General features: G+C 59.7%; 23 protein-coding genes. 21 read left to right on the top strand and 2 right to left on the bottom strand.

Annotated features, from left to right (window positions below):
- Window positions 1–354 precede the first annotated feature (354 nt).
- Window positions 355–1,158, bottom strand: coding sequence for a TetR/AcrR family transcriptional regulator (locus tag GGD65_RS08180; protein ID WP_210316765.1), 804 nt, complete (start codon window positions 1,156–1,158; stop codon window positions 355–357).
- A gap of 825 nt (window positions 1,159–1,983) precedes the next feature.
- Between GGD65_RS08180 and GGD65_RS08175 the strand changes: the two genes are divergently transcribed.
- From GGD65_RS08175 to GGD65_RS08125, 11 genes are all read left to right on the top strand, one after another.
- Window positions 1,984–2,964, top strand: a complete 981-nt coding sequence (locus GGD65_RS08175) for a hypothetical protein (protein ID WP_183233408.1) — start codon at window positions 1,984–1,986, stop codon at window positions 2,962–2,964.
- Window positions 2,965–3,233: 269 nt separating this feature from the next.
- The gene (locus tag GGD65_RS08170) at window positions 3,234–4,961 is read left to right on the top strand and encodes an AMP-binding protein (protein WP_183234869.1); all 1,728 of its coding nucleotides are present in this window, start codon (window positions 3,234–3,236) and stop codon (window positions 4,959–4,961) included.
- A gap of 236 nt (window positions 4,962–5,197) precedes the next feature.
- On the top strand, window positions 5,198–5,899 hold the full coding sequence (locus GGD65_RS08165; protein WP_210316764.1) for an NAD(P)-binding domain-containing protein: 702 nt from the start codon (window positions 5,198–5,200) through the stop codon (window positions 5,897–5,899).
- Between the two features lie 719 nt (window positions 5,900–6,618).
- Window positions 6,619–8,298, top strand: a complete 1,680-nt coding sequence (locus GGD65_RS08160; RefSeq protein ID WP_183234868.1) for an MOSC domain-containing protein — start codon at window positions 6,619–6,621, stop codon at window positions 8,296–8,298.
- Window positions 8,299–8,384: 86 nt separating this feature from the next.
- Window positions 8,385–9,662 (top strand): MFS transporter, encoded by a 1,278-nt coding sequence (locus GGD65_RS08155; protein WP_092252188.1) that lies wholly within the window; start codon window positions 8,385–8,387, stop codon window positions 9,660–9,662.
- A 136-nt stretch (window positions 9,663–9,798) separates the two neighbouring features.
- A complete protein-coding gene (locus GGD65_RS08150) occupies window positions 9,799–11,028 on the top strand; it encodes an amidohydrolase family protein (protein WP_183234867.1) in 1,230 nt (409 codons plus the stop codon).
- A gap of 78 nt (window positions 11,029–11,106) precedes the next feature.
- Window positions 11,107–11,607 (top strand): nuclear transport factor 2 family protein, encoded by a 501-nt coding sequence (locus tag GGD65_RS08145; protein WP_183233403.1) that lies wholly within the window; start codon window positions 11,107–11,109, stop codon window positions 11,605–11,607.
- A gap of 84 nt (window positions 11,608–11,691) precedes the next feature.
- A complete protein-coding gene (locus tag GGD65_RS08140; protein ID WP_183233402.1) occupies window positions 11,692–12,759 on the top strand; it encodes a LysR family transcriptional regulator in 1,068 nt (355 codons plus the stop codon).
- Between the two features lie 137 nt (window positions 12,760–12,896).
- Window positions 12,897–13,517: a glutathione S-transferase family protein gene (locus GGD65_RS08135; protein ID WP_183233401.1), complete on the top strand. Its 621-nt coding sequence runs from the start codon at window positions 12,897–12,899 to the stop codon at window positions 13,515–13,517.
- A gap of 52 nt (window positions 13,518–13,569) precedes the next feature.
- Entirely contained in the window at window positions 13,570–14,817 is a 1,248-nt protein-coding gene (locus GGD65_RS08130) for an NAD(P)/FAD-dependent oxidoreductase (RefSeq protein WP_183234866.1), read from the top strand.
- Window positions 14,818–14,935: 118 nt separating this feature from the next.
- Entirely contained in the window at window positions 14,936–15,868 is a 933-nt protein-coding gene (locus GGD65_RS08125; RefSeq protein ID WP_183234865.1) for a pyridoxal-phosphate dependent enzyme, read from the top strand.
- A 309-nt stretch (window positions 15,869–16,177) separates the two neighbouring features.
- Here GGD65_RS08125 and GGD65_RS08120 read toward each other — a convergent pair whose 3' ends face one another.
- Complete coding sequence (locus tag GGD65_RS08120; protein WP_183233397.1) at window positions 16,178–16,942, bottom strand: SDR family oxidoreductase; 765 nt, start codon at window positions 16,940–16,942, stop codon at window positions 16,178–16,180.
- Window positions 16,943–17,107: 165 nt separating this feature from the next.
- Here GGD65_RS08120 and GGD65_RS08115 point away from each other — a divergent pair, with 165 nt between their 5' ends.
- The 10 genes from GGD65_RS08115 to GGD65_RS08070 all read left to right on the top strand — a co-directional run bounded on the left by GGD65_RS08115 (window position 17,108) and on the right by GGD65_RS08070 (window position 24,554).
- Complete coding sequence (locus GGD65_RS08115) at window positions 17,108–17,839, top strand: autoinducer binding domain-containing protein (protein ID WP_183233396.1); 732 nt, start codon at window positions 17,108–17,110, stop codon at window positions 17,837–17,839.
- A gap of 197 nt (window positions 17,840–18,036) precedes the next feature.
- On the top strand, window positions 18,037–18,675 hold the full coding sequence (locus GGD65_RS08110) for an acyl-homoserine-lactone synthase (RefSeq protein ID WP_183234864.1): 639 nt from the start codon (window positions 18,037–18,039) through the stop codon (window positions 18,673–18,675).
- A 158-nt stretch (window positions 18,676–18,833) separates the two neighbouring features.
- The gene (locus GGD65_RS08105) at window positions 18,834–19,238 is read left to right on the top strand and encodes an isochorismatase family protein (RefSeq protein WP_183261961.1); all 405 of its coding nucleotides are present in this window, start codon (window positions 18,834–18,836) and stop codon (window positions 19,236–19,238) included.
- Between the two features lie 463 nt (window positions 19,239–19,701).
- Complete coding sequence (locus GGD65_RS08100) at window positions 19,702–20,670, top strand: ArdC family protein (RefSeq protein ID WP_183233629.1); 969 nt, start codon at window positions 19,702–19,704, stop codon at window positions 20,668–20,670.
- Window positions 20,671–20,756: 86 nt separating this feature from the next.
- Window positions 20,757–20,978, top strand: coding sequence for a hypothetical protein (locus GGD65_RS08095; protein WP_183233574.1), 222 nt, complete (start codon window positions 20,757–20,759; stop codon window positions 20,976–20,978).
- A gap of 172 nt (window positions 20,979–21,150) precedes the next feature.
- Entirely contained in the window at window positions 21,151–21,303 is a 153-nt protein-coding gene (locus tag GGD65_RS08090; RefSeq protein ID WP_183234862.1) for a hypothetical protein, read from the top strand.
- Between the two features lie 1,108 nt (window positions 21,304–22,411).
- Complete coding sequence (locus GGD65_RS08085; protein ID WP_183233576.1) at window positions 22,412–22,735, top strand: DUF736 family protein; 324 nt, start codon at window positions 22,412–22,414, stop codon at window positions 22,733–22,735.
- 115 nt (window positions 22,736–22,850) lie between these two features.
- Window positions 22,851–23,654: a DUF2285 domain-containing protein gene (locus GGD65_RS08080; protein ID WP_183234861.1), complete on the top strand. Its 804-nt coding sequence runs from the start codon at window positions 22,851–22,853 to the stop codon at window positions 23,652–23,654.
- 149 nt (window positions 23,655–23,803) lie between these two features.
- Window positions 23,804–24,025, top strand: coding sequence for a helix-turn-helix domain-containing protein (locus GGD65_RS08075; protein ID WP_183233578.1), 222 nt, complete (start codon window positions 23,804–23,806; stop codon window positions 24,023–24,025).
- Window positions 24,015–24,554, top strand: a complete 540-nt coding sequence (locus GGD65_RS08070; protein WP_210316778.1) for a S26 family signal peptidase — start codon at window positions 24,015–24,017, stop codon at window positions 24,552–24,554. The genes GGD65_RS08075 and GGD65_RS08070 overlap by 11 nt, the downstream gene beginning before the upstream one ends.
- Window positions 24,555–24,712: the final 158 nt, after the last annotated feature.

The raw sequence follows: 24,712 nt of genomic DNA, 5'->3' as shown, positions 1-24,712 counted from the left end.
AGCAGCGGGAAACGTGCAGCTTCAAAATGAAAGCTCACATTGTCCGCGGTGAAGCGACCTCAAATCAACCTGAGGAAATATACCGAAGCAAGTGCACACCTATCCAAATGGTAATGCTGCATGAGAGCTCGTGCTATTCGTTTGTCACTCTGGACGGCGCGCTGCTCGCGATCAGCCGCTCCCTCGGTTTAGTATTGAAAAGCGCGTTCTCAAAAGAGAATCGCGAGCATTGCGCCGATGTCTAGGAATTGTCCGTGCGCCGCGCGCCTGTTAGGCGGCGGAGAATGCCGTGCATCCAATCCGTCGCCCCGGTCATAAAAGCGTTTCGACGAAATCTTAGGTCTTAACCCAGTCCTACTTGTGACGGTGTTCATCATCAGCGAGCCGCTGACGATGGTGCGCATTTCGCACTCCGACTTTATAGCCCCGCGGATTTCCCGGATCTAACGGCTGGGAATCGATCTTTCGAAGGTGCCCCGTTCTCTGTTGAGCTAATTTCACCTTCATGTCTAAATAGCCCCACACGGCCGCTTCGATAGAGCGCGTTAGAGAGGATGCATCGACCTCTCCTCGTCGGCCGCTGGCGTAATTTAGCGCCTTGGCAATCTCGACTATGTCCATAGCCGTCGCTTCAGATGCGGACATTGAGAGACCGAAGCTCTTCCGTAGGAACTCTTCTAGCGAAGCTCGGATGATTGTGCCGGCGCGCGACGCTGGCATGAGCGATGCCAATCTAACTTCTTCGAAATCCAGCAATCTTGCCAACAGTGGACGTCGTACCTGATTGCGGACGGCCGCCTTAAACACTTCCCGCAGTGCTCGTCTCGGCGGGGTTAAGGCGAGCGCTGCCAAGATGGCGTCGACCATACTGGTCGTCTCGCGCTCGATGAGTGCGATGGTAACCGCGTCTTTGTTTGGAAAATACTGGTAAAGCGATCCTATGCTTACTCCGGCACGAGCCGCGATCTCGTTCGTCGTGTAGCCGTCAAACCCGTAACGTTCAAGAATATCGGCCGCACCCTCGAGTATCGTATCCACCGTTAGGGCCGCGCGGGTTTGAGCGGGCGTTTTTCTGGGGTTCAGCCGCTGCGTTCCAACCTTTTTGAAGCGTGATGAGCTCATATGAGAAATGCTCGTACCTTTTCTGGCTGCCGTCAAGGGTATCCGGATCCAGCAGACGTCACCGTACGCATTGCTCCGATGTTCTTTCGATGGTCTTCCCGACGGTTGCCATGCCCGAACTCGTGACCTTCATGTCGGCGGCGCGCGCGGCGACCGCTTAGCTGAGGGGCGGGGAAGTTGTGCCAATGGCCGTGGGAACGTTGGGAGGCTCCGTAGCATGAGGACGCATAGGGGATTGCATCATTCGTGATGGGACTTTCATCCACTCGCGTCAGGAGTCGGCGCCGAGTTAAGAAATCTGTTTGGTGCGCATACCGACTGGCGGCAGGCGGATTCTCGACAGCCGAAATGTGAGCAGGTGTGGCCGGCTCTGCGGTCAACGGCAGCATTTGCAGGAAATAACGCGAGAGCCTGATGCGAGTACCGAAATGGCGAGCAATCGCTACCCTGTGGCATGAAAACGGAGTGACGTTCGTTCGCTCGGCGACAAACAATAATGAAGGGAGAGTTCGCTAGCGATACAATCTGGCCAGCGAGGCGGCAGCTTGAAGGTTCAATTGGATCAAGTCGCCTCCGCGCAATTCAATCAAAGCAGCGGTTTCTTAGAGCGCTCGACTACGTCCGGAAAGGGGCGGGGGAGCTTTGATGCGCGCTAGTCGCGTCCGGACAGATCGTAGCGTTCGAAACGGCTGATCGTGTTGCTGAATACTAAGACCGAACCACTGAGAGAGGACAGTTTCGGTGGCTTAAGAGTCCTCTCGCCGAGCGACGTCGCCGCTGGCGTAGCCAAAACGCTTTACTCAAACAACGTTCCATGGGGGATATCACGTGTCTTGCTGTCATTGGAGGATCGCACTGGCGATGTTGTCCGCGACGATGCTTGGCCCAATAGGCTTTGCCAACGCGGCGGATTGGCCTGATAAGCCGGTGAAGGCTGTACCGGTTGTCGATGCTCCCTTCTTTACCGTGAATGACAACCGGTTAACTTACGCATATTTGTTTGAGGCTAACACTCCGTTGGCTCCGGGAGGGAAGAACGTAGCCGCGTTTACGCACTTTGACGCTTGGGCATACGGTACCAACTCTTTCAACGGCTTATTGGCCAAAAACCAACAGGGCGACGTAGCTTCATCTTGTAGACTACCAAATCAAGGCTGTGGCGGCTCACTGGAATTCCACGGTTTTCTCAGGAGCACGCTTGGTTTCAATCAAGTATTCGACACCAAAGCGTTCTCTGCCGGGCCGCTACAGAACGTCTCGCTCGCGGTCGGAGGCGGAGTGCAGTTCAAGAATACATTCTCCGCAATAAATCGAAACTCGATTACTGCAGGCCTCCAATTCGACTTTGCCTTGCCCTACAAGGGGTACTTCAACATTACGCCGCAAATGTACAAGGCTTGGCAGTACTCCGGGAGCTATGCGGCGATATCATTCGCACCGGCATTTCCGGGAGCTCCCAACGGATGGCTGGACTTCGACCCGACATGGTCCGTTTTCATGAGCTATTACATGCCGTTGGGTTTCTTGCCTGAGTCGATCCCGCTCTCTGTCAGTGGCAACTTCACCATCATTGGCCCAATGGGGAGGGGCGCGAAACCAGGCGTCCTTCCAGCGGCCCTGATTGCTCCCACCATAACCGAGTACAATGGTGAGCCGGTGCGCTTGACGTTGGACGCTAGCAAAGTGCTGTGGGGTCCCAAGTATTCTCATTTCGTCGACGTGTGGGTCGCTTACAAGTACTGGCGCAATCTTCTGGGGCTTGACGACACATCCAATCTGGCGTGCCTGTCGCTAAATTGCAGGGGATCATCGCTATACTCCGGGATTACGGTGAAGTTCTAACCGCCTAGCTCGGTGCGACAATCCGAAGATGTCCGGAGCTGCTCACGGCATCGAGTCAATGGCTCGGCGGCGTGGCCACACACTCCATGGATCGAATGCCGACGACGCCTCCGCTAGCAGGCCGGTCAGTTCTGCTCCTCCCTGACTTGGGCCGCCTAGCTTGTGCTAGGCGGCCCATTTCGGTCGACCCCAACGGGAATTCGCAATCGAGACATGCTCCTGATGAAGGTCGAACGCACCAAAGGCGCAGGTTTTGCAGGAAAAGTATGATGACAACGTTCCAGGACGCGCGGACCTTTTTGCTGAAGCATCGAACCGATTACGATACGGCGGTGAAGGGATTCCGTTGGCCTGATCCTGTCCCCTTCAATTGGGCATTGGAGTGGTTCGATGCCGATCTTGCCTCGAGAGAAGAGAGCAGGGACCGCACAGCCCTGTGGATCGTCGATGCTGGCCAGGACATGAAGCATAAGCTCACCTTTGCGGAGTTGTCGCGCCGCTCCAATCAGGTCGCAAACTTCCTGCGAGCGCAGGGCCTTCGGCGGGGCGACCATCTGCTGCTGCTGCTCGGTAATGTTGTGCCGTTATGGGAGACCATGCTGGCGGCCATCAAGCTTGGTGTGGTCGTCATTCCTGCAACGACGTTACTGACGCCTGAGGAACTGAGGGATCGATTGGAGCGTGGGAGAGCTACAGCGGTAGTCGCAGGGCAGGACCAACTGGACAAATTCGGCAGCCTGCCGACGAACAACCTCGTCCGCATCGCGGTTGGGGCGACATCGCAGCCTGGCTGGCTTGCCTACGAAGAGGCTGCGCACGCATCGGAGAGTTTCGTCCCGGACGGGCCGACGTTGCCAGACGATCCGATGCTGCTCTACTTCACCTCGGGCACCACGGCCAAACCCAAGCTCGTGCGCCATAGCCAGCGCAGCTATCCAGTCGGCCATCTTTCGACCATGTACTGGCTTGGCCTCAGACCCGGCGACATTCACCTCAATATCTCTTCGCCGGGCTGGGCCAAGCATGCCTGGAGTTGCTTCTTCGCGCCCTGGAATGCGGGGGCCACCGTATTCGTCTTCAATCAAGCCCGCTTCGAAGCAAAAGCATTGCTCGAGGCCATCGGCCGTTTCGGCGTGACCACGCTTTGCGCACCGTCGACGGTCTGGCGTCACTTCATTCAGGAGGACCTTGGCTCCTTCAAGGTGAGCTTGCGTGAGGTCTGCGGCGCAGGCGAGCCACTCAATCCCGAAGTGATCGACCAGGTACATGCCGCGTGGGGGCTCACCATCCGCGATGGATACGGCCAAACGGAGACTACGGCGCTGGCTGGCAATTCTCCTGGTCAGAAGATCAAGATCGGATCTATGGGGCGCCCGCTGCCCGGTTATCAAGTGCAGATTAGCGATGCTGATGGTCTTCCCGCAACCGAGGGCGAGATCACGTTTCGGCTCAATGCGGGCAGGCCGGCTGGGCTCATGCAGGGCTACCAAACCGAGGACGACGGACTTTCCGGCGTCAATGGCGTGCTTTACCGCAGCGGCGACGTTGCCGTTGCAGATGAGGATGGCTATCTCACTTTCATAGGGCGGTCTGACGATGTGTTTAAGTCCTCGGACTATCGCATCAGCCCGTTCGAACTGGAGAGCGTTCTGCTTGAGCACGAGTTCGTCGCGGAAGCGGCGGTGGTCCCCAGCCCGGATCCTGTACGCCTCGCGGTGCCCAAGGCTTTCGTACTGCTCGCTTCAAGTGCCGAATGTTCACGCGATACTGTGCTGTCAATCTTCAGGCACCTGAATGCGCGGCTTGCGCCATTCAAGCGTATTCGGCGCCTCGAAATCGTCTCCGAACTTCCCAAAACGATCTCTGGCAAGATCCGCCGCGTCCAGCTGCGGAAGCTTGAACAGGACGCCAATGGCATCAGCCCGATGCGTGGCCAGGAGTTCCGGGAAGAGGAGTTTCCCGAGTTGCGAATACAAAAGGGGAAAGATAGCCGATAAACGAACTTGGAATACGGTCGCGGAGGCGAACACTCGGCGAGTGTGCGCTGCGCACTGACCGTGTTCCAAAAGATGCGTGCTTAGCGCTGAACGAGAAGCCAATGCAACCGCGGTTCTTTGCGCCTGTCGGAAAAGTAATGCTGGAATCACGTCCCCATCCGAGCGCGCCATAGACACACATCATTCGAAGTCACGTACGATTGGTGTGATTGGTTTCAAAACACCGTGAGAGTGTGGTGCTCCTCGAAGCGCGAATTCACAAATTCTGTTTCGGTCAATCAACAAAGGCGCGTTCTAAAATGCGTAATATTGCAATTTTCGGATCTGGTCGAGTAGGAGCGACGCTTGCCACCGGTTTGGCTGCGGCCGGGCATTCTTTGAAACTCGGCGTGCGAAACCCAGAAACGGCGCGCGGCAAATGGACGGGACCTAACGCGATGTTCGCCAGCCTAGCCGAGGCATCGCGCGACGCCTCGGTTGTTATCAACGCTACGCCCGGAGCGAGTAGCGTCGAGTGCCTTTCAGTTCTTCGCGCAGAGTTGAAGGGAAAGGTGCTGATCGATGTTGCTAACGCAACGGTACGTGGTCCGGATGGAATTCCGAGTGCCTTGCTTTACCCCAACTCAAGCTTGGCGGAAATCCTTCAGGCAGCATTACCTGAGACCTTCGTGGTCAAGACGCTTAATACCGTGTTGTCGCCCGTGATGGCGAATCCCGATCTGCTGAGATCGCCAGCGACCGTCTTTGTGTCCGGAAACGATGACGGTGCGAAGGCGGTCACGCGGGAATTACTGCGCGACCTCGGCTGGTCGGATCGCTCCGTCGAGGATCTTGGAAGGATCGATAGCGCGCGTGGTACCGAAGCACTGATCCTCCTCGTGCCCTATCTCATTCGTTCCAAAGGATTTGCAAATTTTGCGCTGAGCGTGGTGCGGTGAACCCAATCGATCGTTGACGAAGTGTGACGTCGCGCTCTGAGCGAAGTGTTGTTACTCGGCATCTTTTGCCTGCAATCAAGAGAGGCCGATTGGGTCAGTGGCGGCAAACCCGAAGGCCCGCCGAGCCGATTGTCGCTCCTCGCGCTCAACATGCGATGGTCGCTCAACGATGTGGGCGATGTCGTATTTCGCTCTTGGCAGCCGTACCCTCGGCAATCCGCGCACGATACCGAGCAGATCACGGGTTCGCTGATGAGCGTCTTGCGCTGCCCGACGGGCAGAGCTGGATGAGTGTTTACTTTTCGATCGGGGCGTTGGTGATCGTAGGATACTTGTGCAGCTGAGCCGCTTTCGGCCTAGGGGCGATACGCTGTAGCGTTCTAATCGCATCCGTTAACTCTCGCCTAATCCAAAATGCGAGCAGACACCTTCATTGTCGAAGCGGAAGGCGCCGTGGATCGTTTGTTTTGCTGAATTTCCTGCTGTCTAGACCTCCCTTCGGGAGCGCTCTCGAGCGTGCTCCAAAAGCGAGTTGTAGGAGTGAATGATTACGCAGAATATTCGGAGATCGCGAACAATTTCCAAGCTAGCAGAGATGAAGAGTCGTCGTGCCCCAAACACGCCTTAGTGGCAAATCTTCGGAGGCGCCTCGCACGCCAAGGATCATCGCCCTCAGCCGCGCTCATCCCGTCCCGACCGGGATTCGCGGCCGGCAGCTGATGACGTCGATCGTCCGCGACCCCATCGAGGGGCCACTGCAAATCGGTCCCGAAGGACCGGTCGACAATTCGACCGCTGTACACACCGAGCACATGCTGGCGTTTCCCGCCGCGCATTACGATTTCTGGACGCGTGAACTCGGCGTGGCTCGCAATGCATGGAACTGGGCCTGGTGGGGAGAGAATCTGACGGTTGATGGCGTAGACGAAGAAATGCTGCGCATCGGGGACCTGGTCAAGATCGGTACTGCCGAGTTTGAGGTCACGTCGCCGCGGATTCCCTGTTTCAAGGTGGCTTGGCGCATCGGTCAACCGGACTCCATCCTTTTGCGTATGATGGAGACGGGGCGCGTTGGTTTCCATCTGGCAGTGCTCAAGCCGGGTTTGGTCTCGCTCGGTGACGCAATCGAAGTCTCCTCTCCACAGCCTGAAAACATAACCGTCGCCGACATGTCGCGGCTGCTGCTGTCGACCTCCATCGAAAGCGTGGAGCAGCTGAGCGCCACTTTGGCGATCCCGGCCCTCGGCAAAAAGGCGGCGGGAGCGGTCCGCCGCCGAATTGCGCTGATCGAGGATCGCGAGCGCATGCGCGTCGGCCGCTGGCGAGGGTGGCGCCGGTTCATCTTGGCGAACGTTAATGACGAGGTCGAGGGGATCCGTTCGTTCCACTTGCAGCCTGATGACGATCAGCCCCTGGCTCCCCCGGCGCCAGGCCAATTTTTGAGCGTCAAGACCCAGCGCGAGGGCGAGCCGGACCTGGTGCGCACCTGGAGCATCAGTGACGTCGACCTGCAACGGCGCCTTTACCGCATTAGCATCAAGGTCATAGAAGGCGGCGCCGGATCTCGCCGCATGCACGAGCAGTTGCAGGTGGGAGACGCCATCTGGTGTCGTCCACCCGCAGGTCAGTTCGTCCTCAATCGCAGCGGTCACCGCCGTATCGCGCTGTTCAGTGCAGGTATCGGTGTCACACCGATGATAATGATGCTGAAGGGCTACATCGAGCGGGGGCAGGGCGCGCCGCCCCTGGTGTGGCTGCAGGTGGCCGTGAATGGGCGGGCTCACCCGTTCAAGGAGGAGATCTCCGCGCTGCTGGCGCAGCTCCCGGATGTTCACCGGATCATCTATTACACCCGGCCTGATCCCGCGGATCGCATTGGTGTTGACTACGACCGCTCGGGTCGCCCGACGGCGGAGGATCTGCGTGAGATTTTCGGGGCGCCTTATCCGCTCAACCTGTTTGGCCGGGAGCTGCCGTTTCCCGGACAGGAGACGGAGGCCTACGTCTGTGGCCCAGAGAGCTTCCAGGATCTGGTGCGGGATTCACTGCTGGCGATCGGTGTGAAACCCGCCGACATTCTTTCCGAGGCATTCGTCGTCAAAAGAGCGGCGAACGAAGGGCAGGCGGCCCTGATCGAGAAGGCGGCGGTGCGTTTCATCCGCTCCGGGGTAACCGCCGAGTGGCACGCGGACGATGGCCAGACCTTGCTGGACCTGGCGGAGGCCGCGGGCCTGAGCCCTGCTTATGCCTGCCGCTCCGGTCTTTGCCAGAGTTGCGAGTGCGCGATCATGGCCGGTGCTGTCCAGTACGACCCGCAGCCGTCGGTGCCCTTGGAGAGCGGCAAGGTGCTTATCTGCTGCGCCCGGCCGGCGACGAACGTGATCGAGCTGGATGTTTGAGCAGCCGGCAACTCCTGTCTCCATCCGACCGGGGGAGTCTTGAAAAACTGGAATTGCGATCGACGAGACTAAGGGGAGGAAATGGGATGACTTCGACGCGGGACTATTCCGAGCTCAAAGCAAACTGGCGCCTGCTGCTTGCTGCGTTTGTCGGATCGGCTGTTGGATTCCCGACGCTTCCATTCTTCAGCATTGGCGCTTTCGCGCCGACGTTCCAGCGCGTCTTCGGCTGGAGTCAAGCTGCCATTCTGGGTGGGCTGCTGCTTGCCACGGTCATGATTCTTGTCTTCGGCACCTTTATCGGAGCATTCATCGATCGGAGAGGGCCCCGCCTGATCACGATGGTCTCGCTGGTTGGCATGGGAGTCAGTTATATGGGGCTTGCCGCCTCCGACGGCTCCATGACGGTCTATTATGCCGCTTGGGTCGCTATGTGCGTCACCGGTCTCGGGGCAAGTGCCATATCTTTCACGCGCGTGATCAGCGGCGCTTTTAGCCGGCGTCGTGGGCTCGCGCTTGGCTTGGTGTTGGCAGGATCAGGCGTCTTCGCTTTGCTGGTGAAACCTTTTGCGGCATGGCTGATCGCCGCCTTCGGTTGGCGCGTTGCCCTGGTTGCCATCGGTGCTCTGCCGGTTTTGTTTGCGGCTCCGCTCGTGTGGTGGGGGTTCCCAAGAAGCTGGACAGGACCGAAAGGCGTTGTCGTAATGGGTGATACGGGGCTCAGCGTCAGGGATGCCTTGCGAAGTTGGGCTTTCTGGGTGCTGATCGTCGCCTTTATTGGCATGGGTTTTGGGATCGGCGCACCCGTGCCAAACATCGAAGCGATCCTCAACACCAAGCAGCTCGATGCGCGCGTGATCGTAAATGTGGCGGCGCTCATTGGCCTCTCCATCGTTGTGGGCCGTCTTGCTGGCGGTTGGTTGATGGATCGCTTCTGGGTCCCAGCCTTGGCTATGATCATGTTGCTCAGCGCCGCCTCGGGCTGCGTGCTGCTGTCAGCGTCCGTGGTGACGGACACCAGTGCAGGCGCCGCCATTGTATTGATCGGCCTCGCCGCCGGCGTGGAGTATGACATTCTGGCCTATCTGGTCGCCAGGTACATCGGCCTGCGCCGCTACGGATCTATCTACGGCATCTTATTCGGCATCTTCGCGATCGGAGCCGGTGGAGGGCCAGCGCTGCTTGGTCGATCTTATGATCTATCCGGCAGCTATACGACGGGCCTCTTAGCCTGCGCAGGCGCCCTGGTCGCATCCGGTCTCTGTCTCTTGTCGCTGGGTCCCTATCCTACGAAGTTCGAACCCGTTCAGGGCGCCTCGTGCCCCAGCGATGTCGAACCCCAAGCCTTCACCTCAAGCACCTGAAGCAGGCTGCCATGATCAGATTACTGAGCTACGTCACGCCGCGTTTGTGCTTGGCCTCGCTTGAGGCGACTCTAAGACCGGGTAAGCGCTCGCCGGCATACGACTCGCAAGCGCGCGTCAGCAGGAGAGATGGGCTGTGATTACAGTGCTAAGCAACGCGCGCATTTTTGACGGGGTCTCCGAAAATATCATTGAGAATGGCGCGGTGGTCATTGAAGGCGATCGGATTCGGGATGTGACATCAGGCGCCGTGCGCCTCAGCGACGCCCGTGTCATCGATTGTCGCAACCGCTATCTGATTCCCGGACTGATCGACTGCCACGTCCACGCTTGTTCACCGACGTACAATTTGCCTGTTGCGGATCATCTGCCGGCGTCCTTGCTAACTTCCCATGCGGTCAGATGGTTGAAGGGCGCGTTGCACCGAGGGTTCACCAGCGTGCGCGATGCGGGGGGTGGCGACGTCGGTCTGCATCTGGCGATCGAACGGGGGGTTATCGAGGGGCCTCGCTTCTTCTTCTCTGGGAAGGCGTTGTCGCAGACCGGAGGTCATTCGGACAACCGTCCTGCTGATTATGTCCCCCAATGCGGTTGCGCCGGCTACGCCGGCTGTACCGGGCTGGTCGTGGATGGGGCCGACGCCGTGCGGCTCGTTGTCCGCGAAGAGCTGCGTAAAGGCGCCACGCAGATCAAGCTGATGCTGTCTGGGGGCGTCACCTCGCCGACCGACCCGATGTGGATGCCCCAGTTCACCGACGACGAGATCCTGGCAGCGGTCCAGGAAGCCGGTACACGCCGCGTCTATGTGATGGCGCACGCACATACCGACGATGCGGCGCGCCGCTGCGCCACCCTCGGCGTGCGTACTGTGGAGCACGGAACAGACATAAGTCCGGAGACGGCGGCCCTCCTTGCAGAACACTGCACCTACGTCGTTCCCACGCTGTCGCCCGCCGCGCTCCTCGAGCGGCACGGTGCGCGGGTGGGGCTACCCCCCGCTGGCGTCGAGAAAGTCAAGGGCATCATCACGCTTATGGCACGCTCCATCGAAAATCTGACTCGGGCCGGCGTAAAGCTCGGCATCGGCACCGATCTCTTCGGCGAGGAGTTTCACGTCATGCAAGGAGGCGAACTGAAATTGCGGGGCGAAGTTTCGCCGGCGATCGACGTGTTGCGCTCGGCCACCTCTATCGGTGCGGAAATTCTCCAAAAGAGTGGCGAGCTCGGGTGCATTCGCCCAGACGCTCTTGCCGACATCCTTGTTTTGGAAGGCGATCCCTTTGCGGATCTCGGACTTTTCGAGGACGCGGCGCGCAACATCCCGATGATCATGAAGAGCGGGCAGTTCGTGCGTTGCTCGCTCTGATTTCGGCGTCAGGTGGCCGCCGCGCTTCCGAGGGCCGGACAGCGGCGCAAATCCAAAATGATCAGCGAAAGGACGACGATGACCGATCCCTTGAAGGACCTGCTGGACAAGCGCGCGCTAGACGAATTGATCTTCAAAACGATGCATGCGCTGGATGCGCGCGACTGGCCTGCTTACCGGACGTCGTTCGTGGATGATGTCGCCTTCGACTTCCGCGAGCATGGCGCGGCCCCGCCTGAGGCCCGCCAAGTGATTACCGGGATAGACAGCTTTCTGGCCTTGCAGCGCGCGGTGATCGAGGGCTTTGACACTGCTCAACATCATGTCACGAATATGGTGCACACGATCGATGGCGACAAAGCCGTAACCAACTCCTATCTCTATGCTGAGCATTTTCTAAACAACGACCGCGGTGATCGTAGCGTATCGCTGGGCGGCCGTTATCAATTTGACTCGCGCCGCTATCCAGACGGCTGGAAGATCCATCGCCAGCGTTTCTACAGCCCATGGATCCGCGGCAACCCCATGCTCTATCAGATTGCCGTCGAGGTCACATCCGCGCGCGCCGCCGGCCGGTAGTGGCTGTCATGCCTGCCAAGCTCAAATCAGTGGGTCAGCTCCCTTTCATGGAATAATCGAACTGCCACGGAATCGATCGTCGAAATGAGACATCTCACGTTTCGCCAGCTGAATATCTTCGCGACGGTGGGCGACCACGAGAATCTGGCGGCCGCCGGCCGGATACTCGGCCTCTCCGCGGCGACCCTGAGCGATGCTATTCGAGATGTCGAGGCCGCGCTCGGTAAGGAAATGTTCGATCGATCATCACGCAAGATGCGGCTGTCCGCCGACGGTCGCGCACTGCTGCCGGATGCAAAAAAGCTCGTGCGGGAGGCGCGTGCGCTGACGTTGCGACACCGCAGCCGATCGGTGCTTTGCATCGGCGCTTCAATGACGGTCGGGAACCATATCTTGCCGCCGCTGCTCGGTGATTTCGCGCTGAGGCACCCCCAAGCCGAGATCACGGTGCAAATTCGCAACACGGACGATGTCATCCAGCTGTTGGCGGAGCATGCGGTGGACGCGGCGATCGTCGAAGGGCGTGTCACCGATTCCTCGCTCGATGTTCGTGTTTGGCGGAGAGATCCGCTGGTGATCATCGCCGCGCCGGGCCATCCGCTAGCGAGAACCTCGGACCTCGCGGCTCTCGGCGCGGCGAGGTGGATCCTGCGAGAGGATGGATCGAGCACGCGTTGGTCTTTCGAGACAGCTGTCGCTGATTGGCCGGTTGCGCCCTATGTACTTATGACCGTTGGTAGCAACGAACTCCTGAAAGCTGCCGTGATGCGCGGATTGGGCCTCAGTTGCATCGCGGCGTCGGCAGTGGCGGCGGAGGTCCGGCGCGGCGAGTTGGACATCGTGCCCCTGAATTGCGTCTCGTTCCAACAGACCTTGAGCATCGTCCAGCGCGCCAACAGACGCTCGAGCGCAATCGTGCAAGAATTCCTGGATCTCTGCCTCGCGGCCCATGTGCCCGCAGGTGTTGAGGCGGACTCCCGTTCGGGCAGAACGTTGCCTTTGGCGAGTGGCTCAGCCGAGACCGCTAACGTGATCGGCGGAAAGGACGCATCGGCTCTGGCGTCGGGCCGGGCTTGCAACAGAAGCGGCCCTCGAAAGCGCGATCATTCGCATCTCGAAAATGGGCTGCCTATTGGTCCGTTCGCTTCGTGAATCTCTAACGTCGAGTTCGGTCTTTTGCTACTTCCGCCGACATCCATGGCTGGTACGCTCGGCGCAAATCAGAACTTCGGGGGCGCCGCATCGCTTGCGTCGACCTTGGGCCAACACGGAGCGGAGGTGGGCAGAGCATGAAGTTGCACGGAAACAGAGTGGGGTCGAATTGCCGTCGGGTGACCATCTATCTTGCGGAGAAGGGTCTTGAGCTCGAACTCGTTGAGGTTGACCTGGCATCAGGCGAGCACAAGAGCGCGGCGTTCCGTGCGAAGAATCCGGCCGGCCTTATACCGGTTCTGGAGTTGGACGATGGAACTTTCCTCCCGGAGTCTTCGGCGATCGTTGAATATCTCGAGGACAAGTTTCCGGCCCCGACAATGATCGGCGGCACGCCAGAGATGCGAGGAAAGATACGAGCACTCGAAAGGATCGCCAGCGATCTCGCGATAGTTTCGGGTGTAATGCTTAAGCACTCCAACCCCATGTTCGCAAAGAACGTCGATCAGGTTCCTGCAGTGGCTGAGGCCGTGCAGGGGATCGTCGCCCAGCAGCTTAGCCTTCTCGAGGCACATCTCGGCGACAAGCCCTTCCTGGCCGGGGAACGACCGACCATCGCGGATATCACTCTCTTCTCCTTCACCCAGGCGTTCAGAGTTCGGATGAACACGACTCTTACCGAAGGCTACCCGCGTCTGACCGCCTGGTACGAGCGGTTCGAAAAGCGACCGAGCGCTGTGTACCAGGTGAGCGCCTAAATGGCGCGGTTGATCGTGCAAATGGCCGGATGAAGCAAGACCGGGAGCAAATATGACCAAAAAATCAGCCAGCAATGTTCATCTCTTGGGCGCGTCCTCATCGCTCCTGAATGACAAGAAGATTGCCATTATCGGCGCGGGACCATGTGGCCTGACGCTAGCGCGGCTCTTACAACAGAAAGGCGCCGACGTACGCGTCTTCGAAATGGAGCCGTCGAGCACGGCGCGTAACCAGGGCGGCTCGCTCGATCTGCATGAAGACTCCGGCCAACTCGCCTTGCGTAGAGCCGGTTTGCACGAGGAATTCCTCGCCGCATGTCGACCGGAAGGGCAAGCCATCAAGATCGTAGACAAGCATGGCAAGATGATCGTGGATCTGCAGCCGAAAGATGAGGCGGAAACACGTCCCGAAATTGATCGCGCCGTGCTGCGCAGCCTACTGATCGACTCACTGGATGCCGAGACGATACAATGGGGGCGGCCGTTAGAGAACGTGGAGCGGTCTGCGCAGGGAAATCTGCGATTGGTGTTTGCGGACGGGCGGCACGTAGATGCAGATCTGGTATTCGGATGTGACGGCGCATGGTCGAAGGTCCGGCCGTTTGTTTCCACGACGAAACCGTATTATTGCGGAATTACGATTGCGGAAACCTGGATTCCGTTAGTGGAGGCGCACCACCCTCGCGTGGCTGAGCTTGTTGGTGCCGGCATTTTTCTGGCGACGGGGGACGACAAGGGGTTGCTCGCTCAGCGGAACGGCAATGGCAGCGTTCGGGTGTACGTGCTCCTGCGTGTTCCTGAGGATTGGACGCAGCGCTGTGGTTTTGCTTTCAATCAACTCGATGCGACCCGCCAAGGCCTGTTGCAAATCTTTGAAGGATGGGCGCCGCATCTACGTGAGGTGCTGACGATACCGGATATGTTTATTCCCCGCTCACTATACACACATCCCCCTAGGCAGGCCGCTTGGCTCGATCGAGCGAACGTCACATTGTTGGGAGATGCTGCTCACGTGATGCCATTTTTTACAGGGCGGGGGGTCAATCTCGCGATGCTGGATGCGGCCGAGCTCGCGGACAACCTGACATCCGAAAAATTCTCTGACGTTGCGGGGGCTATCCGCGCATATGAAACAAGCATGTTTGACCGAATGGCCCCGGAGATCTCCGAAAACCATGCCGATCAGGATGTATTCATCTCTCGCGACGCCCCTGCGGGCATCAAGGAGCTGTTATGGCGCAGAATAGAATTAGGCCAAGAACGCAAAGCCAAACCGTCGAGCGCCGGTTCTAACTCCTAGATCACCCGACTGCGATGTTGATGCAACGATGTCTCCCTCATTCCCAATTTGGGGAAAAGCAGCCGGTTCTGCAACAACGCGGCGACGGGTTCGAGCGATCTCAGAAAGATAGCCCACGATGCAGTCGAGTTTCCATCATGTAACGCCCGTTGTTGAGTCGCCGATGATCAATCAGCGGCTAGGGCGCCGCATTATGTTTAAGATGGACTGCCATCAGCCCGCGGGGTCATTCAAGATCAGAGGCATCGGCCATGTTGTGGCGCAGCATGTTGCCGCCGGCGCGGATCATTTCGTCTGCTCGTCAGGTGGCAACGCAGGGCTGGCGCTCGCCTATTGCACTGCGGCCCTCAAAGTGCGAGCGACAATCTTCGTCCCCGAGACCACGAAGACGAGCGTGCATCAATTGCTCGCGAGCTATGGCGCGACGGTCCATGTAGCGGGCAAGGTCTGGGATGAGGCCGATAAGGCAGCACGTGATCACTGCGCCGCTGAAGGCGCGGTATACGTATCGCCATTCAATGATCCCTTGCTTTGGCAAGGGCATAGCACCCTTGTTGATGAACTCGCGTTTCAGATCGAGCGACCCGACGCGGTCGTTTTGTCTGTCGGCGGTGGCGGGCTCTTATGCGGAGTGTTACATGGAATGCATAAGCATGGCTGGAGCGACGTGCCCGTCATAGCGGCGGAAACCAAAGGCGCAGATTCCTTTGCTGCGGCCGTTGCGGCCGGCCGCCCGGTCGCCCTGGGAGGCATTACCTCGAAAGCAACATCGTTGGGTGCCCTTAAAGTGTCCGACGAAGCCTTCCGCTGGACCGCGAGGCATCCTATCCACTCTGCGGTGGTCACCGATCAAGACGCCTTCACATCGTGCCTTACATTTGCAAACGAGCTTCGTGTTCTGGTTGAGCCTGCCTGCGGCGCCGCGCTATCAGCCGTCCAACAAGGCAACTTTCCGCTCGATAAGTGCAAGAACATCGTGGTGATAGCATGCGGTGGGAATGCCGTCAGCGCGGGCGCATTGTGCGAATGGGCGACGCATCATTCGGCTTGAGGCGCTCGGCCTCTGTCCAGATGATCTTGAGAGGCCAGCATCAAGGTGGTCAACCTGGGTCAATCCTCGTACATTTGCCTGCAGACGGCGACTGACGCGAAGCGATAACCGCCAACGACGGCTTCAGAGGTGCCTTCGACCGCCGGTGAGTAGTTTTGTGAGCTGGGTGAGGTCTTATGGTCTCGTTTATCCTCCGCTACCCGCAGTAAGCGCCGCGGCGTAGCGCGCCGTCAGATGAAGGCAGATGGCGCTCGTCGATCTTGCGATCCTCGCCGTCGATGAAACGGGATCGCGCCGAGGGGCTTGAAATCATTGGGCGTAGACGGCGCCGCCATTCACGTAAACGGTGGTCGTGTTCACCCAACGCGCGTCATTGGACGCTAAGAACAAAGCCGCGTCAGCAACTTCTTCCGGTTCACCCGGTCGTGTGAAAGGGGTCGGAATGGCCGGGGCCGGGGCCGAGCCGGTCGGACCGACCGCCAGGCCCGCGATCCGGTCGGTGCGTATCAGTCCGGGGGCCAGAGTGAGGGCACGCACGCCGCGAATCGCAACTTCTCGCGAGAGGGCCCGGGTCAGCTGTTCGATCGCGAGCTTAGTGGATGAATATAGGCAGTGCTCCGGCACAGCAAGTCGGGTCGTTCCCGAGGAGAGGCTGATGATGACGCCGTTGTCGCGCACACGACGGCCAGCTTCTTGAAACGTGACGATAAAGCCCTTCAGCACCTTCAGCTGATGGTCGATGGCTTCCTCGGAAAGCTGAGTTGGCGCTCCTGCAGCGATTCCGGGCATCCCGGGATGAGCATTCGCGACCACGATATCCAGAGCTCCGAATGCCTTTTGCCCTTCATCGAACAGCCGGCGTACTGCCACAGGGTCCATGCTATCGCCCTGCAAAACGACGGCATCGCCTCCAGCCGCCTTTACCGCATCCGCGGTCGCATCCGCTGCAGCTTTGTTCGAGACATAGTTGACAACAACCTTCGCGCCTTCGCGCCCGTAGACCTCCGCGATCGCGCGACCGATTCCGCGTGACGCGCCGGTGATGAGCGCTACCTTGTTCTCTAGTTTTCGCATTGTGTCTTTCACTTCATGAGTGTTTTACTTCTTGAGTTGTCAATTTATCAGCCCCCCATATCATGGAAAGTCGTAAAGCTCCGAACGAGCTGTAAGGAATTATCGAACCGACGAATCCGGCGCTTCGATACACTCGGCGGTGATGGCTTGACGATCGCAAACAGAATGAATTCGATCGAGGACGCGTTCCAGGAATTCACTGACGCAATCCAGACGGCGGGCGATGTTAACGCATTCGAACGTCTTGCCGCGCGGCTCGCGCAAAGGCTCGGCTTTCAGCGATTTGCCTATTTGCGCCTGGCCGGCGAGGCGCCCGTGCTCATCTCGTCCTACCCGAAGTCCTGGACCGACCGCTATTTTGATCTTGGATATCAAAAGCTTGATCCCGTAGTTCTCCGTGCCAAGGCCGGGCGTGACCTCTTCAGCTGGGGTGGGAGAGCTCGTGCGCCCACGGGGTCGCGAGCACAGCGTCAGTTTTTTGATGAGGCCACGACCTTTGGCATCCGCTCCGGAATCACCGTGCCGATCAGAGGCGGTTTCGGACAGACAGCGGCCTTCACGTTGGCGACGAGCGATCGTGAGATCGATCTCGACCGTCTTGCCGGCGAATGGAGGGACATCATTCACCAGGCGGGATTGTATTTCCATGCGCACGTCGACGCGCGGCTCGGCGCTCCGTTCGTCACGCGGCAACTCACCGATAGCGAGCTGACCCAGCGCGAGCGTCAGTGCCTTGCATGGACAGCGCAAGGCAAAACGGTCGCCGATATTGCGGTTCTCGTCGCGATCGCGCCGCGTACCGTCGTCTTTCATCTTGAAAATGCACGTCGCAAATTGGGGGCGGCGTCGATCGCTCAGTGTGTTGCGATAGCATTGCGCCGCGGTCTGTTGAGCTGACGGCCTCGTATCTGATTTCCAGCAGGGCAGGATAAGGAAGGCGCATGCGTGCGGCCTTCAAGACGAAGGGCTCTTTGCATTTAGTCTAAAGTGGTCTAGCGTAGTCCTGCTAATCGCGCCCCACCTGCAAAATCTGACAGGCGCTCACGCGGGCGTTTTCTGCTGTCAAAGCCTCCTGGTAACTCTAGGAGGTCGGTATGCACGCTATCGCGCTTCATACGTCTCAGTTTGGTCGCCATCTCGACCTTCTAATGTCGATGTATCGGCTCCGTCGGCGCGTCTTCAAAGACCGATTGGATTGGAGCGTGTCGGTATCGGGTGACCTGGAAATCGACGTCTATGATGCCTTGGGTCCCAACTATCTTCTCGTCGTCTCAGATGAGAACGAGGTTCTTGGCTGCGTCAGGCTTCTGCCGACGACTGGCCCAACGATGCTCGCCGACACCTTTGCCAATCTTCTGGGCAACAGGGCGGCGCCACGTGACGAGCGCATTCTCGAAAGCTCAAGATTTTGCGTTGACACCGAGCGCAGCGTCGATGCCGGCCGAACCGGCTTCAACCGCGCCACCTTCGTGCTGTTTGCCGCGATGCTCGAGGCGATGCGAGAAGGGGGAGCGCAATCCATCGTGACCGTCACTGATGCTCGAATGGAGCGCATCCTGAGGCGAGCGGGTTGGCCCCTGGAGCGGTTGTGTGAGCCCCAGCCGCTTGGACAGACCCTCGCGCTTGCAGGATTTCTTCACGATTCAGATCAGGCGCTCGAGGCCATGTACCGGCAAGCCGGGGTGGACGGACCGGTTCTGATCTCACTAGGATCGGAACGCAAGGTCGCCTGATCTTTCGGCGGTTGACAGAGTCTCGTTGCATGCTGGCTGATCCGCGACATAGCTGCGTTGTTCTCTTAAACATGACGCGAGGCGGTGGAGTCGACGCTCAGGCGTCCGCCCTCGGTCGACGCGGAAACCTCACATTGCTGCCGGCATGCCGGGAGGTCTTGGGTATCCGCCAGATCGCAGTCGGCGAGTATGAACGGGACAATGTTTCCGATCAAATCGCCGTCTCTATCGACCACTTCGATATCGATGCCTTGTCCGTTTGGCGGGATCCGCAGCTTGGAGCTTTCCTTGCGGAATCGGAGGCTAGCGTCGTCTTTCTGGGCGGATCATTTCTTGAAGAAGAGGTGCTGATCGCGGCATTGGAAGGGGTGCGGCACGGGTACGACATCCGATTGCTCTCGGATTTGTCGGTCGCACGTGATGAAGCCGATCGGTCGATCGCTTTGGCTCGCCTAGCCCATCACGGCGTTCTCGCCACCACGATCCGGCAAGCTCTCCTTGAATGGGCTGTGTCTCTGGGCGATCAGGCCGTCAGTCGGAGGGTACAGCAATTGCTCTTGTAAATGGCGCTTCCCGCAAGCGGCCGCTTGCGGGCCGGGCTCTCGTGAACCGAGCCCGCTTTGCGGTCTCGGCCTTGTGGCTTCGGTCCCTGGCGCAAACACGTCGTGCACGGATCCAGGCGCCCACATGTCGTCTATGTGTTTGATGGAGCCCCACGCTCTCGCTGACGCGTCGACGATGCCTTTGAGGGCGATGCTTTGAGGAGCCGGCCGCAGGCGGCCGGCGCTTTTAATGAGCCCCCGGAAGGCGGGGTGGGCGGCGCTCCCGCATAGCCCCGAACCGGCGGTCCGCAACCGCGCCTCGCTAAGTCTCTCTGTGTCGCCAGTGTGCTTGGCGCGGTCCTCCGCTGTCGCTCCGGCCGTTCCGGTGCGGTCCGCCTCTACGTTCGGGGCTTTCCGGTCGCTTCTCGCCGCCCACCCCGCCTTTCGGGGGCAGGGCGCGGAAGTGGAGCGAGCGGAGATCGTCATGTCCAAGCGTTCAACCCACCATCACGCGACCAAACCGAAGGCAAGTCTCTACGAGGAAATCACTGCCCACATCGTTGCGGATCTGGAGGCGGGGATCTTCCCGTGGGCCCGGCCATGGGGCACAGGAGGCGGCAATCAGGCTTGCGCGCTGCCGAGAAATGCAGCCACGGGCAAAGCCTATTCTGGGATCAACGTCCTGATCCTTTGGGGGCGGCTATTTGAGTGCAGCTTTGCCTCGGGGCGGTGGCTCACCTTCCGCCAAGCCTCAAGTCTCGGCGGTACAGTCCGCAAGGGCGAGCACGGCGTTACCATCTGCTACGCCGACCGCTTCGTTCCCAAGCGCGAGGAGGGTGACGCAAGCCGCACCTCTCAAGACCTGCAGGACGCGGACGGAGCGGCCGTTCCGTTTCTGCGGCGTTACACCGTCTTCAACGTCGATCAATGCGACAACCTGCCGGACCATTGCCTCGTCGAAGCGCCACCCGTGCCTGAGCACGAGATCGTGCCGCAGGCGGAAGCACTTACTATCGCAACGCGCGCCGATATCCGCATCGGCGGTGCAAAAGCTTTCTATTCGCCATCAGAGGACACGGTCCACGTCCCGCCGCAGCCCGCCTTCTTCGAGCAGATCAATTATTACCGCACGCTGTTTCACGAGCTCGGGCACTGGACTGGTCACCTCTCGCGCCTGAACCGGGAGCTATCAGGCGCATTCGGTTCAAAACTCTACGCCAATGAAGAGCTGATCGCGGAACTGACGGCAGCCTTCGTCTGCGCTGCGCTGTCGATCGAGCCCACCGTCCGCCATGCCGACTATCTCGGCTCGTGGCTCAAGGTCCTTCGGGAAGACAGCCGCGCGATTTTCCGCGCCGCCAGCAAGGCCTCGAAGGCCGCCGACTTCCTGCTTGCCTTCGCAGATGGCCACGCGACCCCCGCAACCGCGGCGCAGCCCGAGATTGGCCGGTGACGATGGGGGCGACGGCGGCGCTCGCCTTCGCTGCCCCCTGAACGGCCGCTCGACATCGGGCTCTTCGACGAGGCCGCAGGGCCGCATTGCTGTCCGAAATCGCAGGCAAGGCCGTCGCGGACGCCAATTTGTCGGAGCCGGGCAAGGTGCAGAAGAAGATCATCCACGACTGCCTGAACGGCGAGGGAAGGCAGCGCACTGAGCGCTTCGTGCCGCGCTACATGACCTTCCCGATCGGCCATTACGATCCGAACAAGACCCTCGAAATCGCACGGGCATCAGAGAGTATTAACGCTTTGTTTACCTGAATTTGGGCCCGACGATTCGGGCGCGGACAGGCTTGCCGCGCCCGGATTTCGCAGCGTCCGAGTCGCATCGGAGTCAATCCGGCGAACAGCAAATTCCGGGAATCGAGAACGGGACGACTCATCCTATAGCTCGATCAAGTTGACGGCAGTGCACTGCATCATGGAGCTGACGATGATGAACCCGTTCAAACTGTTTCCCGAGCCGCAAGCGGTAAGGCTCAGCCGCATCTGTATTGCCCAGGTCGTCGTCTGCGTTTCGGCGCTGACCTCCAACGCCGTCCTGCTCTCGAAGATCGTGCCGACCCTGATGAGCGGGTTCAACTGATCGTCGTGTAAGGCAGTAGCGAACGTCCACGAGGGCTGGGCAGGGCACTTCAAAATCAAAAGCCGGACCGTTGCACGCGATGTCGCGCTTCACGATCCGGCCTCATAGGTGGTTCAAACCACTCTCGGCCAGGGCGCCCAATCGACCTCGCGCACGCTCAACGCTGCGTTAGTTCTGCGCCTCTGAGACTGAAAGCGGGTTAGGCGAAGAGCTACTTCTTTTTCTTCGCGGCTTTTTTCGCGGTGGTCTTCTTCGCCTTCTTCGGCGCTGTCTTCTTCGCCTTCTTCGCTTTCTTGGCCATGTGCCCTCCGTCAATGCATGAAGCTAAAGGTGCAGACCGGGAATCGGCATGCACTAAATGATCGTAACATCGATCATGCTAGATTGACATCGCGGCACGTCGGCACGCGGGCAGCGAGCTCGAGTCGTCGTATCTCGTCGCAGTCAACGCCGCAGCAATGAGGAGCGGCACGGCCGCCGCGAGCAGCTCTGGTGCGCCGATGAGCGTTCGCTGCCAGAGTTGCAGATCAGTGCAAACACACCGTCGCCGGCCCTGGCCGGAAGCATCGCAGAGACCGGGAGAGAGCCTGCATCAGGGCCAATTCAGCCGCTGCCAGCAATAGGCTCACATAGTCCTTGCGGCTGTCTCGCCGCGGCAAATCCAGTCCCCTCCGATCCCGCCGTCCAGAGAGGATGACCCGGTGGTCGTGATAAGTCTCGGCGCTCTTGCCGCGGCTCGGATGACGGAGATGCGGTCCAGTAGGAAGACCTGTCACGCCTCCCCATTGTAGCTGCAAGATCATCTTGTGCCGCCCGACCGGGCGGGTCTTGTCCTCTTCTGTTGTCAGCGGGGCCGATCCCCTCATGCGTGGCGAAGAGACCTATGGGAAGCGCTCCGCCTGTCAAAACCTTTCCCGCCAGCTTTTTTCCCCGCCGGACGAAAAGGTCCGGCTCCTCGCGGCCGCTTCGCTGCAAAAAAGCCGTCGGCTTAGGTGCTCCGCATGCGCTGCGCCCCGAAGGCGGGTTCGAAGGCGTTTCGCTTCCCATAACGGTCTCGCCATCGCGAGGGGATCGGCTCCTCGCGGGGACAACAGAAGAGGACAAGACCATGACCGCGATCGGATACGTCACCAAGAACGACAACGGCAGCTACAAGGGCCAGCTCAAGACCGTCTCTATCCGGGCCGACATCGACATCATCCCGAACCGCGACAAGAGCGTCGAGACCCATCCCGACTTTCGGGTGTTCACCCAGGGCGTCGAGATCGGGGCGGGCTGGGTCCGCCGCGGAGAGAACAGCCGCAAGGACTATGTGAGCCTGTCGCTGGCAGCGCCGGAGTTCGGCCCGCGCAAGCTCTACGCCAATCTCGGCCGCGCCGCCGGCCAGGACGACGACAGCGTGTTTGCGCTGATCTGGAATCCGGTGGATTGATGCCAATCGGCCCCCGCGAGAGCCGCTCGCGGGGGCCGTGCTCTTGCCCCATTTAGACAGAACCATCCAAAGTTGTATTGGTGTTTCTAGTGGAGCCCGCTTATTGAACTGTTCGGTGAATTCGAAGGCAGGTAGAGACGACGATCACGCTGCTTCATGCTCGTTCGCCGCCTATGACGGCGGCGACTGGGCGTGGGAGTTCTTGCGCCGGAACGACGACTATATCTCCGACTGGCGAAGCAGCATTCCCAGGCATCTGCCATGTATTATGCTGAACGACGGGACGAAGCTGCTGCGCCTGCGGCGGCGGTTCCTGCAAGCGGAGAAGTGGGGGCTTTATGCCTTCGCCGATCCACGACTTTGCGCTCACGAGACAACCGCATTCTGGCACGCCAAGGCTTTGAAGCGCGTGGTGCGGCTGAATGCAAGAAAGCCGGACCAGGGGGAAGCGAGCGTCCGGCGGCTTGCGGATTTCAACGCCGAGCGACATGCGGTGATCGGCGTAGATGGTGTTCCGCTGGTCGTGATAAAGCGCAATGGCGTGGGCGTTCCCCTCGAAATCCACGGCCTTTCGGTACTGACAGCGGCGTTCACGCCCGTCTACGAGCTGCACGATCTCGACGATCTCACAGCCCAGACCGAGCTTTTAAGGCGTCTGCAGCGCCTCACCGACGCCGATTTTAGAGCGGCTCAAAAACCGTCCTTTGCTGCCGATGAGCGCCTCCAGCAGGCTCTCATCGCGCTCGACGAGAGCCTCAAAGGCAAGACGTATCGACAGATCGCAATTGCGATCTTCGGGGAGAAGAAAGTCACTGAGGAATGGCACAGTCATAGTCAATTCTTGCGCGATCGCACGCGACGCCTCGTCGCCAAGGGCACCGCATTGATGAAGGGCGGTTACCGCGACCTTCTGGCCTGATAGAATTTTTCCTTCTCTTTTGACGAACTTTGCCCGCGCAGGATGGCGAAAGCTCGCCTCTGATCTTCGCCACTCCACAAAGCGCCTGCGATCTGACGACGCTTCTTCTTGCACCTCTTGGTTGTATGGGGTGTCGGAAGGAAAGTTGGATGACCACGAAAACTGACGACAAGGAACCGGACAAGCCGTTCCTCAACACGGTCGAGGCGGCCGGCTGGCTCAGACTCACCAAGAACACGCTGGAGAAGATGCGGGTCCAGGGCAGGGGACCGGTCTACCGCAAGCACGGACGCTATGTCCGCTATCACATCGAAGACCTCGTCGAATGGTCACATGCGAGCAAGAGGAGGTCGACCTCCGATGCGGATTGATCGCACGAGATTATGGCGCCAGGCCTCCACGCTCTCGGCCATGTGCGCCGGCATCATTACGCTTCTGATGTCGTCCGCGCCCGCGGTGCCGGTTCTGATCTACAATGCCACCGGCAGCGCGCCGCTCGGCTTCTACTATGTGGAGCCGCGGCTGCCGGCGCGCGGCGAGCTCGCCGTCTTCAAGCCACCTCCTGGAATCGAACTCCTGATCATCGCGCACGAGATCCTACTTATGCCCGTGCCACTCCTAAAGCGGGTCGAGGCGATAGGCGGAGACGAAATCTGCCGTGCCAGGCAGCCGATCGGAAGCATATCCATCAACGGAAAGGTCGTTGCCGAGGTGCTCGACAAAGACCGGCAAGGGCGGCCTCTTCCGGCCTGGGAGGGCTGCATGAGACTGGTCGAAGGGGAATACTTCCTGCTGCAGCCCCACCCGAATTCCTTTGACTCGCGGTACTTCGGGCCGGTGCTCCGCTGCGATATTCTGGGCGTCGCACGTCCGCTCTGGACGTGGAATCCGGATATGTGAGCGGTTGATTTTACGGGCGCGCGTCTGCAACAAGGCGCGCGCTCGTCGTATTTTGCTCCCCTGCTCGAACCCGGATCGGCAACAGCCGCGTGAGGCCGGCAGGCAAGGTCCCAGCACGGGGCCGGCGAAACCTCCACGACGAGCCGTTCAGATCGCGA

Source organism: Bradyrhizobium sp. CIR18 (assembly GCF_014198295.1).
Lineage (GTDB): Bacteria > Pseudomonadota > Alphaproteobacteria > Rhizobiales > Xanthobacteraceae > Bradyrhizobium.
Note: the sequence above shows the minus strand (reverse complement) of the source record. Positions and strands in the feature narration are given on the sequence as shown.